At 70.5% G+C, this 1,118-nt stretch carries 1 protein-coding gene; it reads right to left on the bottom strand.

Annotated features, from left to right (window positions below; genetic code table 11):
- Positions 1–10: 10 nt before the first annotated feature.
- The coding region (locus AB0I68_RS39140) for a transposase (RefSeq protein ID WP_363182218.1) at positions 11–1,118 on the bottom strand (1,108 nt) is incomplete at its 5' end.

Raw genomic sequence — 1,118 nt, 5'->3', positions numbered from 1 at the left:
AGCTTGACGTTTAACGTTGCTGGGCTTGGTGTTCCTTGATCGACTCGGCACGTTTGACTGTCTTGCCGACGTTGTGGTGCCTGGCCCGGTGCTTGTTCTTCGAGCCCGGAGGTCGTCCAGGGCCCGGGCGGGACGGTTTCGGTGCGGCTGTCGGGCGGGCCGCGGTCGCGCGGACGTTGCGAAACCCCCGCCTCACCCGAGCGGGGGTGAGGCGGCGGGGTTCGACTCGTCGCTCCCAGGGACGCCGGAGGTCCTCGGCGAGGGGGCGGGCGAGGCAGAGCTGGGTGTGGGCGGCGATGATCAGCCAGGTCCACAGGTCGGCCGTGTCGGCGCGGCGGACCTTTGGCGCGGTCCAGCCGAGGGTCTGTTTCATCAGCCGGAAGGTGTGCTCGAGGTCGAAGCGGCGTAGGAAGGCCTGCCACCACCGGTCCACATCGGCCGGCGCTGCCGAGGTGGCGGAGCACCACAGCCAGACCGGCTTCGGATCGCGGTCGCCAGGCAGGTGCTCGACCTTCAGTCGCACCAACGTGCCGTGCAGGACGGGCAGTTCTTCTTCCGCGTGCTCCAGCCAGGGGCCACGGTGGGTGAGCCTGGGATGCATCCGGTCCCATGCCGTCGCCTCCGCCTTGCCGTAGCGGGTGGTGTCCGTGGCGGTGGTGACGTCGGGCTCGTGCCAGGTGTCGGGCTTGGCGAAGGAGAGGATGCCGCCGTGCCGGCGGGGCCGCCCGCCCTTCGGTCCGGAGCGGGCGGGGCCCGGGTCGCGGAGCATGACGCGGTCCGAGCGCAGTCGCCCGAGCAGCACGACGGGCAGGTCCTTCAGTGCGTGGGAGAGGTAGGCGACGTCGTAGCCGGAGTCCATCACGATCAGGATCTCGGGATCGCCCGGCTTCCAGTGCCCGGCGCTGACCAGGCGTTTCACGACCTCGCGCAGTTGGGCGGCGGTAACGAGGGTGGCATCGTCCGCGGGCCCGAGGCGCACGGCGTCAAGGAGTTGGCACCAGGAGGTGCGGCCGGCCTCCAATACGGCGACGAAGGAGTACGGCCAGCCCGGGATGAGCTGGTCCGAGCTTCGGTCGCCGCGTCCGTAGACGTGGCAGAACAGCCGGTCGTCGCTGGTG

It is taken from the genome of Streptomyces sp. NPDC050448 (assembly GCF_040655295.1).
Classification (GTDB): Bacteria; Actinomycetota; Actinomycetes; order Streptomycetales; family Streptomycetaceae; genus Streptomyces.
Note: the sequence above shows the minus strand (reverse complement) of the source record. Positions and strands in the feature narration are given on the sequence as shown.